The 11,547-nt window shown below is 70.6% G+C and carries 8 protein-coding genes; all 8 read left to right on the top strand.

Annotated elements, in window-relative coordinates; all coding sequences use genetic code 11:
- Positions 1–34: 34 nt before the first annotated feature.
- Entirely contained in the window at positions 35–1,552 is a 1,518-nt protein-coding gene (locus tag J8N05_RS29505) for a sugar ABC transporter ATP-binding protein (protein ID WP_210888229.1), read from the top strand.
- Positions 1,549–2,568 carry an ABC transporter permease gene (locus J8N05_RS29500; protein WP_210888226.1) on the top strand — a complete coding sequence of 340 codons (1,020 nt, stop codon included), beginning with the start codon at positions 1,549–1,551 and terminating at the stop codon, positions 2,566–2,568. The genes J8N05_RS29505 and J8N05_RS29500 overlap by 4 nt, the downstream gene beginning before the upstream one ends.
- Positions 2,569–2,669: 101 nt before the next feature.
- Positions 2,670–3,707: a substrate-binding domain-containing protein gene (locus tag J8N05_RS29495; protein WP_210888223.1), complete on the top strand. Its 1,038-nt coding sequence runs from the start codon at positions 2,670–2,672 to the stop codon at positions 3,705–3,707.
- Positions 3,708–3,861: 154 nt separating this feature from the next.
- Positions 3,862–5,094, top strand: a complete 1,233-nt coding sequence (locus J8N05_RS29490) for a Gfo/Idh/MocA family protein (RefSeq protein ID WP_210888220.1) — start codon at positions 3,862–3,864, stop codon at positions 5,092–5,094.
- A 15-nt stretch (positions 5,095–5,109) separates the two neighbouring features.
- Positions 5,110–6,114 (top strand): sugar phosphate isomerase/epimerase family protein, encoded by a 1,005-nt coding sequence (locus J8N05_RS29485; RefSeq protein ID WP_210888216.1) that lies wholly within the window; start codon positions 5,110–5,112, stop codon positions 6,112–6,114.
- 92 nt (positions 6,115–6,206) lie between these two features.
- Complete coding sequence (locus J8N05_RS29480) at positions 6,207–8,753, top strand: PQQ-dependent sugar dehydrogenase (RefSeq protein WP_210888213.1); 2,547 nt, start codon at positions 6,207–6,209, stop codon at positions 8,751–8,753.
- A gap of 43 nt (positions 8,754–8,796) precedes the next feature.
- Positions 8,797–10,191, top strand: a complete 1,395-nt coding sequence (locus tag J8N05_RS29475; RefSeq protein WP_210888211.1) for a ThuA domain-containing protein — start codon at positions 8,797–8,799, stop codon at positions 10,189–10,191.
- A 123-nt stretch (positions 10,192–10,314) separates the two neighbouring features.
- Complete coding sequence (locus J8N05_RS29470; protein ID WP_210888208.1) at positions 10,315–11,538, top strand: inositol-3-phosphate synthase; 1,224 nt, start codon at positions 10,315–10,317, stop codon at positions 11,536–11,538.
- Positions 11,539–11,547: the final 9 nt, after the last annotated feature.

Genomic DNA, 11,547 nt, shown 5'->3' with positions numbered 1-11,547 from the left:
CCTGAAACCGGCCCACATGCCGAGGGGAACCGTCATGGCACCAGAACCACCCCTTCTCACGATGTCCGGCATCACCAAGTCGTTCCCCGGTGTCCGGGCCCTCGACGGCGTCGACCTCGACGTCCTGACCGGTGAAGTGCACTGCCTGCTCGGCCAGAACGGCGCCGGAAAGTCCACGCTCATCAAGGTCCTGGCCGGCGCCCACCAGCCGGACGACGGCGCGATCGGCTGGCGCGGCGAGCAGGTCACCCTGCGCTCGCCGATCGCCGCCATGCGCCTCGGTATCGCCACCATCTACCAGGAACTCGACCTGGTGGAGGGCCTGTCGGTGGCCGAGAACGTCTACCTCGGCCATGAACCGACCTCCGCCGGATTCGTCGTACGCGGCAAGGACGCGCGGGCCTCGACGGCCGCTCTCCTCAAGCGACTCGGTCACCCCGAGATCGATCCGGGCCGGCTCGTCGGCGAACTGTCCGCCGCCCACCAGCAGATCGTCTCCATGGCCCGGGCGCTCTCCCACGACGTACGCCTCATCGTGATGGACGAACCGTCCGCGGCCCTGGACCCGGACGAGGTCGACAACCTCTTCCGCATCGTCGGGGACCTCACCGCCGAGGGCGTCGCCGTCGTCTACATCTCGCACCGGCTGGAGGAGATCCGCCGCATCGGCGACCGGGTCACCGTCCTCAAGGACGGCCGCGCGGTGGCGAACGGACTGCCCGCGAAGTCGACGCCGACCCGTGAGGTCGTCGCGCTGATGACCGGCCGGAACGTCGAGTACGTCTTCCCGCCGCGCCCGGGGCACCAGGACCTGCCCGAGCCGGTGCTCGAAGTCCAAGGACTGTCCCGGCAGGGCGAGTTCGAGTCGCTCGACCTCACGCTGCGGCCCGGCGAGATCGTCGGCCTCGCGGGACTCGTCGGCTCCGGCCGCTCCGAGATCCTGGAGACCATCTACGGCGCCCGGAAGCCCAGTACCGGACAAGTGCGCGTACAGGGCAAGCAGTTGAAGCCGGGAAGTGTCCGGGCCGCCGTCGCCGCCGGACTCGGGCTCGCCCCCGAGGAACGCAAGGCGCAGGCCCTGCTGATGCTGGAGTCCGTCACCCGGAACGTCTCCGTGTCCTCCATATCCCGCTTCAGTTACGGCGGTTGGCTGGACCGGAACGCCGAACGGGACGCGGCGCGCAAGGCGACCCGCGAACTGTCGCTGCGCCCCGACAACCCGTCCGCCCTCATCCGCACCCTCTCCGGCGGCAACCAGCAGAAGGCGGTACTCGCCCGCTGGCTGCTGCGCGGCTGCCGGGTCCTGCTGCTCGACGAACCCACCCGCGGCGTCGACGTCGGCGCCCGCGCCGAGCTGTACGCCGTCATCCGCCGCCTCGCCGACGAAGGCCTGGCCGTGCTCATGGTCTCCAGTGAAGTACCCGAGGTCCTCGGCCTCGCCGACCGCGTCCTGGTGCTCCGAGAAGGCCGGGTCGTCCACCGGGCGCCCGCCCAGGAGCTCGACGAACACCGCGTACTCGACCTCGTCATGGAAGGAAGCCCGGCGTCATGACGCAGCCCGTGTCCCCGCCCCGGGACGACACCCCGAAGCTGTCATCGCAGGCGGAGCGCAGCCCCTGGCGGGCGGTCGTGGCCCGCGCCGACGTCCGCACCCTGTCACTGCTCGGTGTGCTCGCCGTCCTGATCCTCATCGGAGGCATCACCAAGCCCGACGAGTTCCTCGACACCCGCAACCTCCAACTCGTCCTCACCCAGGCCTCGGTGATCGGTGTCGTCACCGTCGGGATGACCTTCGTCATCATCTCCGGCGGCATCGACCTGTCCGTCGGCGCGATCGTGGCCCTCGCCTCGGTCTGGGCGACCACCGTCGCCACCCAGGACTTCGGCTTCACGGGGGTCCTCTTCACGGCGGTGCTCGTCGGTGTCGGCTGCGGCCTCGTGAACGGGGTACTGATCGCGTACGGCGCCATGGTGCCGTTCATCGCGACCCTCGCCATGCTCGCCTCGGCCCGCGGCCTCGCCCTGCAGATCACCGACGGCAACACCCAGGTCGTCACCATCGACGGCATCCTCGATCTCGGCGAGCGGGACTCCTACATCCTCGGCGTCCCGCCACTGGTCCTGATGTTCGCGGTCGTGACGATCATCGGCTGGCTCGTGCTCAACCGCACCACCTTCGGCCGGCGCACGGTGGCCGTCGGCGGCAACGCGGAGGCGACCCGGCTCGCCGGTATCGACGTACGCCGCCAGCGCCTCTACCTCTATCTGCTCTCCGGACTGTGCTGCGGCATCGCGGCCTTCATGCTGATCATCCTGTCCGGCTCGGGCCAGAACACCAACGGCAACCTGTACGAGCTCGACGCGATCGCCGCCGCGATCATCGGCGGCACGCTGCTCACGGGGGGACGCGGCACCATCGTCGGCTCGGTGCTCGGGGTCCTGATCTTCACCACGATCACCAACATCTTCGCTCTGAACAACCTGCAGAGCGACGTCCAGCAGATCGCCAAGGGCGCGATCATCGTCGCCGCCGTACTCGTCCAGCGCCGCACCGCGAACACCACGTAGAGCCGCACATGAAGCAGTACGTGCAGCAGTACGCGAAGCACCCCGCACAGCACCGCCCCGCACGACCCGAGGGACTCGCCTTGAGGAAAGGGACCACCGCCATGCCAGAGCTCACGAGCCGCAGAGGACTGCTCTTCGGCACCGCCGCCGTCTCGGCCGGTGTCCTCCTCGCCGGTTGCACCAGCAACGAATCCGACGACGAGCCGGCCTCCAACGACCAGCCCGCCGCCGATGACAAGAAGGGCAAGCAGGTCACCATCGGCTTCGCCGGCCCGCAGGCCGACCACGGCTGGCTCAACGCGATCAACGACAACGCGAAGAGCCGCGCCAAGAAGTACGAGGACGTGACGCTGGAGATCACCGAGGGCTCCAACGACACCGCGGCCCAGATCGGCCAGATAGAGACGCTGATCAACAAGAAGGTCGACGTCCTGGTCATCCTGCCCGCCGACGGCAAGGCCCTCACCCAGGTCGGCCTCAAGGCCATGCGGGCCGGCATCCCGGTGGTCAACCTCGACCGCATCTTCAACTCCCCGCAGGCGTACCGCAGTTACATCGGCGGCGACAACTTCGGCATGGGTCTCAACGCCGGTCACTACATCGGCGAGAAGCTCAAGGACAAGAAGAACGCCAAGGTCATCGAGCTGGCCGGACTCGACAACCTGGAACTCACCAAGCAGCGCACGGCAGGCTTCGACGCGGCCCTCAAGAACTACCCGAACATCAAGAAGGTGGCCCGCCAGGCCGCCGAGTTCACCGTCGAGTCGGGACAGGCCAAGATGTCCCAGCTGCTGCAGGCCCAGTCGAGCTTCGACGCGCTGTGGAACCACGACGACGACCAGGGCGTCGGCGCCCTGCGCGCCATCGAGCAGGCCGGCCGCGACGACTTCCTGATGGTCGGCGGAGCGGGCGCGCTGTCCGCCATGCAGGCCATCGAGTCGGACAACAGCGTCCTCAAGGCGACCGTCCTGTACCCGCCCACCATGGCCGCGTCCGCGATCGACCTGGCCCGCGCGCTCGGCCAGGGCAAGGGCATCAGCGGCCTCGCGGAGTTCGAGATCCCCTCGTCCCTGACGCTCTACTCGGCCGTCGTGGACAAGGAGAACGTCAAGACGTACCTGCCCACGGGGTTCAAGTAGAGCCCGGCCTCGTCGAGGGCGCCCGCCAGGGGCGCCCTTGAGGGGCGCGGGGAACTGCGCGACCGGCCACAGCGATCCCGCAGCCTCCGAACCACCGCAACCCGGCGGGCGCCCTATACCCCCACCGCGCCATGACGAAGAGGAGGACCTCCCGATGGGACAGCCGCAGCAGCCTGACGAGGAACAGGCCGGGGCGCAAGCCGGGGCACGGGCGGGCAGACGCCCGCTGGGCGTCGGCATGGTCGGATACGCGTTCATGGGCGCCGCCCACTCCCAGGGCTGGCGCACCGCGGACCGCGTCTTCGACCTCCCGCTCCGGCCCGTCCTCGCCGCCGTCTGCGGCCGTGACGCGGCAGCCGTGAGAACGGCGGCCGACCGGCTCGGCTGGGCCGCCGCCGAGACCGACTGGCGGGCCCTGATCGCCCGCGACGACGTCGACCTCGTGGATGTCTGCACCCCCGGCGACAGCCACGCCGAGATCGCCATCGCCGCGCTCGCCGCGGGCAAGCACGTGCTGTGCGAGAAGCCCCTCGCCAACACGGTCGAGGAGGCCGAGGCGATGACCGCCGCCGCGGAGGCCGCCGCGGAACGCGGCCAGGTGGCGATGGTCGGCTTCAACTACCGCCGGGTGCCCGCGACGGCACTGGCCAGGAAGATGGTCGCCGAGGGCCGCATCGGCGCACTGCGGCACGTACGGGTGACGTACCTTCAGGACTGGCTGGTGGACCGGGAGTTCCCGCTGACCTGGCGGCTGCGCAGGGAGTCGGCGGGCTCGGGCGCGCTCGGCGACCTGGGCGCCCACATCGTCGACCTCGCGCAGTACCTGGCGGGCGAGCCGGTGATCGGGGTGTCCGCGCTCACCGAGACGTTCGTACGGGAGCGGCCGCTGCTCTCCGGGTCGTCCAGCGGCCTCTCGGCGGCCGGCGGCGGCGAACTCGGGCCCGTCACGGTCGACGACGCCGCCCTGTTCACCGGACGGTTCGCCTCCGGAGCCCTCGCGTCCTTCGAGGCCACCCGGTTCGCGACCGGCCGCAAGAACTCCCTGCGCATCGAACTCAACGGCGAGAGCGGTTCGTTGGCCTTCGACCTGGAGCGCCTCAACGAACTCTCGTACCACGACGGCACGGAGCCGGCCACGCACGCGGGCTTCCGCCGCATCCTCGTCACCGAACCCGACCACCCGTACCTGGAGGCCTGGTGGCCGCCGGGCCACGGTCTGGGCTACGAGCACACCTTCGTGCACCAGGCCCGCGACCTGGTCCACACGATCGCGCAGGGCGGCCGGCCACTGCCGTCCTTCGCCGACGGGCTGCAGGTGCAGCGCGTGCTCGCGGCGGTCGAGGAGAGCGCCGAGAAGAACTCCGTCTTCACCCCCATAGCCAGCTGAGGAGGGCAAGTCCCGATGCCGCGCACCTTCACGCTCTTCACCGGCCAGTGGGCCGATCTGCCGCTCGAAGAGGTCTGCCGCCTCGCCCGCGACTTCGGCTACGACGGACTCGAACTCGCCTGCTGGGGCGACCACTTCGAGGTCGACAAGGCTCTCACGGACCCCGGGTACCTGGACTCGCGGCGGGAACTGCTCGACAAGTACGGCCTCAAGTGCTGGGCCATCTCCAACCACCTGGTCGGCCAGGCCGTCTGCGACGCCATCATCGACGAACGCCACCAGGCGATCCTGCCCGCCCGCATCTGGGGCGACGGCGAGGCCGAGGGCGTACGGCAGCGGGCGGCGGCCGAGATCGCCGACACCGCACGGGCCGCCGCGGCCTTCGGCGTCGACACCGTCATCGGCTTCACCGGCTCCGCGATCTGGCACCTGGTCGCGATGTTCCCGCCGGCCCCCGAGTCGATGATCGAGCGCGGCTACGAGGACTTCGCCGACCGCTGGAACCCCATCCTCGACGTCTTCGACAACGAGGGCGTGCGGTTCGCCCACGAGGTCCACCCCAGCGAGATCGCGTACGACTACTGGACGACCAAGGAGGCGCTCAAGGCCGTCGACCACCGGCCGGCCTTCGGGCTGAACTTCGACCCGTCGCACTTCGTCTGGCAGGACCTCGACCCGGTCGGCTTCCTCTACGACTTCCGCGACCGGATCTACCACGTCGACTGCAAGGAGGCGCGCAAGCGCCTCGACGGCCGCAACGGCCGTCTCGGCTCGCACCTCCCGTGGGGCGATCCCCGCCGCGGCTGGGACTTCGTGTCCGCGGGCCACGGCGACGTGCCCTGGGAGGACGTCTTCCGGATGCTGCGCTCCATCGACTACACGGGACCGATCTCGGTCGAGTGGGAGGACGCGGGCATGGACCGCCTCCAGGGCGCACCCGAGGCACTCACCCGGCTGAAGGCCTTCGACTTCGAACCGCCCACCGCGTCCTTCGACGCGGCATTCGGCGGCAACGACTAGCCACCCCCCTCGCAGAGTTCTCTCTCCGGGGTGACGGCGCACCCCGGCGTATCGCACCCGCAGGAACCACCAGCCCCATTCTGGAGGCACCCGTGCACGCGAACGACCCCACCAGCACCGACAGAACCGGCAGTCACAGAGCCGACAGCCACGCGGGCGACCGTCACAGAGGCCGCCCGAAGATACGGTTCCGCAAGGCGCTGGCCCTGCTCACCGGCGCACTCCTCGCCGGTGCCTCACTCACCCTCGCCACACCCCCGGCCGGCGCGGCCACCGCGGACCCGGGCGCGGCGCCCGCCGCGCCGGTCGCCGCCGAGGACTTCCAGCAGGTCACCCTCGCCAAGGGCGAAGCCGAGACGGGCGAGCCCATGTCGCTGGCCGTCCTCCCGGACCGCTCGGTCCTGCACACCTCGCGCGACGGAGAGCTGCGGCTCACCGACAGCGCCGGCAACACCGAACTGGCGGGCAAGCTCGACGTCTACTCGCACGACGAGGAAGGCCTGCAGGGCGTCGGCGTCGACCCCGGCTTCGCCGACAACCGCTTCATCTACCTCTACTACGCCCCGCCGCTCGACACCCCGGCGGGCGACGCCCCCGAGACGGGCACCGCGGCCGACTTCGCGCCCTTCGACGGCGTCAACCGCCTCTCGCGCTTCGTCCTGAACGCCGACGGCACCCTCGACAACGCCAGCGAGAAGAAGATCCTCGACGTCCCCGCGACCCGCGGCATCTGCTGCCACGTCGGCGGCGACATCGACTTCGACGCGGACGGCAACCTCTACCTGTCGACCGGCGACGACTCCAACCCGTTCCAGTCGGACGGCTACGCGCCCATCGACGAGCGCGCCGACCGCAACCCCGTCTTCGACGCCCAGCGCACCTCCGGCAACACCAACGACCTGCGCGGCAAGATCCTGCGCGTCAAGGTGAACGCCGACGGCTCGTACGCGATCCCCGACGGCAACCTCTTCGCGCCCGGCACGGACAAGACGCGGCCCGAGATCTACGCGATGGGCTTCCGCAACCCGTTCCGCTTCAGCGTCGACAAGGAGACCGGCATCCTCTACGTCGGTGACTACGGCCCCGACGCCGGTGCCGCCGACCCCGCGCGCGGCCCCGCCGGACAGGTCGAGTTCGCCCGCGTGACCGAGCCCGGCAACTTCGGCTGGCCGTACTGCACCGGCGACAACGACGCCTACGTCGACTACGACTTCGCCACGAAGACCTCGGGCGCCGCCTTCGACTGCGCCGCGCCCAAGAACACCTCGCCGAACAACACAGGTCTCACCGACCTGCCCCCGGCCCAGGCCGCCTGGATCCCCTACGACGGCGGTTCCGTGCCCGAGTTCGGCACCGGCTCCGAGTCCCCGATGGGCGGACCGGTCTACCACTTCGACCCCTCCCTCGACTCGCCGGTCAAGTTCCCCGAGGCCTACGACGGCGACTTCTTCGCCGGTGAGTTCGGCCGCCGCTGGATCAAGCGGATCTCCTCGGACGGCGACGGCACCGTGCAGTCCATCAACGACGTGCCGTGGACCGGTACCCAGGTCATGGACATGGCCTTCGGCCCGGACGGCGCGCTGTACGTCCTCGACTACGGCGTGTCCTGGTTCGGCGGCGACGAGAACTCCGCCCTGTACCGCATCGAGAACGCCACGGACGGCCACTCGCCCGTCGCCCAGGCCACGGCCGACAAGCAGTCCGGACAGGCGCCCCTGAAGGTCACGTTCTCCTCGGCCGGCTCCACGGACGCCGACGGCGACACCCTCACGTACAGCTGGGACTTCGGCGACGGCGGCACGTCCACCTCGGCCAACCCGACTCACAAGTACAAGACGAACGGCACCTACACCGCGACCCTGACGGCGAAGGACCCCGACGGCCGCACCGGCAGCTCCAGCGTGCAGATCGTCGTCGGCAACACCGCCCCCAAGGTGACCCTCCAACTCCCCGAGGACGGCCAGCTGTTCGCCTTCGGTGACGCGGTGCCCTTCAAGGTGAAGGTGACCGACCCCGAGGACGGCACCATCGACTGCGCCAAGGTGAAGGTCACCTTCGTCCTCGGCCACGACAGCCACGGCCACCCGGTGACCTCGGCCAACGGCTGCTCCGGCACCATCCAGACCAGCGCCGACGGCGGCCACGACGAGGACGCCAACATCTTCGGTGTCTTCGACGCGGAGTACACCGACGGCGGAGGCGGCGGTCAGCAGGCGCTCACCACGCACGACCAGTCCGTCGTCCAGCCCAAGCACCGCCAGGCCGAGCACTTCGGCAAGTCCGAGGGCGTGACGATCACGGAGCGGGCCGGCGCGCACGGCGCGAAGACCGTCGGCGACATCCACAACAAGGACTGGATCTCCTTCGAGCCGTACGTCCTGAGCAACGCCACCAAGCTCACGGCACGCGTCTCCTCCGCGGGCACGGGCGGCAAGCTCGAAGTCCGCGCGGGCTCGCCCACCGGACGCCTCCTGGGCAGCGCGACCGTCCCGGTGACCGGCGGCTGGGAGACCTTCCAGGACGTCACCGCCTCCCTGTCCAAGGCACCACGCGGCACGACCACGCTCTACCTCGTCTTCAAGGGACGCGGCACCGGGGCCCTGTACGACGTGGACGACTTCACCTTCACGACCCGCTGACCGCCGATCCGCTCATTCGCTGATTCGCTGAGGGAGGTCTTTCATGCGAGCAACTGGCCGTACCGTGACCGCGGTGGCCGGCGCCGCCCTGCTCATCGGGTGTGTGTCGGGGCCGGCGGCGTCGAAGGGGCCGAACGGCCAGGACGGGCCGAAGGGGCACCCGGACCGGGAGCGGGTCCTGGTGTTCTCCGAGACCGCCGGGTTCCGGCACGACTCCATCCCCGAGGGCATCGCCGCGGTGAAGGCACTCGGAGCCGACCACGGCTTCGCGGTCGACGCCACCGAGGACTCGCGCGCCTTCTCCGCGCGGAACCTCGCCCGGTACGACGCCGTGGTGTTCCTCTCCACGACCGGTGACGTCCTCACCGACGGGCAGCAGAAGGCGTTCGAGCGGTACATCGGGCAGGGCGGCGGTTACGTGGGCATCCACGCCGCCGCCGACACCGAGTACGACTGGGAGTTCTACGGCGGCCTCGCCGGCGCCTACTTCCAGTCGCACCCGGCGATCCAGCCCGCCCGCGTCGAGGTCGAGGACCGGGCTCACCCGGCCACCTCGCACCTCGGGGAGTCCTGGAACCGCACGGACGAGTGGTACAACTACCGCTCCAACCCGCGCGACCGGGCCCATGTACTGGCCTCGCTCGACGAGTCGTCGTACACCGGCGGCACGATGAGCGGCGACCATCCGATCGCCTGGTGCCAGGAGTACCGGGGCGGCCGTTCCTTCTACACGGGCAGCGGCCACACCAAGGAGTCGTACGCCGATCCCGCCTTCCGGCAGCATCTGCTGGGCGGCATCCGCTGGGCCGTCGGCGACACCCAGGCCGACTGCCGTCCGGAGAAGGGCTACACGCCGCTCTTCGACGGGAGTGCCGAGTCACTGGCCGCCTGGAAGCAGGCGGGACCGGGTTCGTTCTCGCTCTCGGACGACGGGACACTCACGTCGTCCGGCGGCCTGGGCATGCTCTGGTACGGCGCCTCCGAGTTCACCTCGTACTCGCTGAAACTCGACTGGAGAATGGCGAGTGCCTCCGGCGACGACAACTCCGGTGTCTTCGTGGGCTTCCCGGCCTCCGACGACCCGTGGTCGGCCGTCGACAACGGGTACGAGATCCAGATCGACGCGACCGACGCCCCCGACCGCACCACCGGGGCCGTGTACAGCTTCCAGTCCGCCGACATCAAGAAGCGCGACCGTGCGCTGAACCCGCCGGGGGAGTGGAACACGTACGAGATCCGCGTGGAGGGCGAACGACTCCGCGTCTGGCTCAACGGCGTGAAGATCAACGACTACACCAACACCGATCCGGCGCGGAGCCTGCGGGACGGTCACGTCGGCATCCAGAACCACGGTGCCGAGGACCGGGTGTCGTTCCGCGACGTCCGGATCAAACAGCTGCCGGTGCGATCGGCGCGAACCGCCGCGCACGGCGATTGAGCGGCGGCGGGCGGGGGACGCCGGACCCCCGCCCGCCGTCTCGACCTCTCCACCTCCACCCTCCGGCACCGGCTTTTCCGCGTTGCGTTCGCGCTGAGTTCGCGTTTGAGAGGGAGGCTGCCCATGTCCGCCGAACCGTCTGTTTCCCCTTCTCGGGTCGGAGTGTGGCTGATCGGAGCGCGAGGCTCCGTCGCCACGACCGCTGTCGCGGGCTGCGCGGCCGTCACGGCCGGGCTCCATCCACCGACCGGCATGGTCACCGAGACCGGCGCCTTCCACGAGGCGGGCCTGCCCTCCCTGCCCTCGCTCGTCTTCGGCGGCCACGACGTCGTCGACTGCCCCCTCCCGAAACGCGCCGAGTCCCTCGCCGCGGGGGGTGTCCTGCCCCACGACCTTCCCTCCGCCGTCGCCGCCGAACTGGCCGCCGCCGACCGGGAGATCAGGATCGGCGGCCCGCTCCCCGGCGACACACGGACCGAGGACGAACTGATCGAGGCCCTCGCCCAGGACATCCGCGACTTCGCCCACCGCGGCGGACTCGCCAGAACCGTCGTCGTGAACGTGTCCTCCACGGAACCCGTCCCCGAGGGCGACACCCTCCCCGCCAGCTCCCTGTACGCCGCCGCCGCACTGCGGGCCGGCTGCCCGTACGTCAACTTCACCCCGTCCGCCGGCCTGCACCACCCGCGCCTCGCACCGGCGGCGGCCTCGTCGGGACTGCCGTACGCCGGTCGCGACGGCAAGACGGGCCAGACCCTGCTGCGGTCCGTCCTCGGCCCGATGTTCGCGCAGCGCGCCCTGGCCGTCCGCGCCTGGTCCGGTACGAACCTGCTGGGCGGCGGCGACGGCGCGGCCCTCGCCGACCCGGCCGCCGCGGCCGCCAAGAACGCCGGCAAGGAACGCGCCCTCGCCGACACCCTCGGCTCGGTCCCCGAGGGCGAGACCCACATCGACGACGTACCGTCCCTCGGCGACTGGAAGACCGCCTGGGACCACATCGCCTTCGACGGCTTCCTCGGCACCCGGATGGTCCTCCAGACGACCTGGCAGGGCTGCGACTCCTCCCTCGCCGCCCCGCTGATCCTGGACCTGGCCCGCCTGGTCGCCCGCGCCCACGAACTGGGCGTCTCGGGCCCGCTCGCCGAACTCGGCTTCTACTTCAAGGACCCGGTGGGAGAGGGCCCTGCGGCCCTGGGCGAGCAGTACGCCCACCTGATCGGATTCGCCGAACGCCTGCGCGGCCTCGCGCTACCGCCGGGGCCGGGGGTGGCCGTGGCGGACCATGCGACCCCGGACGGCATGGCCCCGCAAGGGGCCCCGCAAGGGACATCGGGGGAGCCCCGATGACCGGCCTGC

Origin of the sequence: Streptomyces liliiviolaceus (assembly GCF_018070025.1) — a bacterium.
Lineage (GTDB): Bacteria > Actinomycetota > Actinomycetes > Streptomycetales > Streptomycetaceae > Streptomyces > Streptomyces liliiviolaceus.
Note: the sequence above shows the minus strand (reverse complement) of the source record. Positions and strands in the feature narration are given on the sequence as shown.